Genomic DNA, 389 nt, shown 5'->3' on the forward strand with positions numbered 1-389 from the left:
ACAGATAGGGATAGACTGGATGCTTGGGATGTCGCTTGCTGGTGTTGGGTTTGCGGTAAATGGCTTCCATCCCCATGCGCCGCATCAGCGTCTGCACCCGTTTGCGTCCAATGGTAGGATAGTCACCACGGCGCAGTAAATCACGTAGCATGCGGCTGCCCGCAAATGGATATTCCAAATGCAGTTCGTCCATGCGGCGCATGACGGCTAAATCCTCTTCTGAAATCTCCACCGGCTGGTAGTAGGCCGTGGAGCGAGACAATTGCAGCAACTGACATTGCTTGACGACTGGCATTGAGTGGGTGCGATCTATCATCGTCTTGCGCTCAGCAGTCCCGCCTTGGTGAGCGCGCTTTCTAAAAAATCATTCTCCAACGATAGTTGTCCAA

1 pseudogene is annotated in these 389 nt (G+C 53.2%); it reads right to left on the minus strand.

The annotated features are described in order from the left end of the window. Positions 1-389, minus strand: a pseudogene (locus Q9291_RS14195) (IS3 family transposase); the annotation flags it as partial.

Origin of the sequence: Methylophilus aquaticus (assembly GCF_030769565.1) — a bacterium.
Lineage (GTDB): Bacteria > Pseudomonadota > Gammaproteobacteria > Burkholderiales > Methylophilaceae > Methylophilus > Methylophilus aquaticus.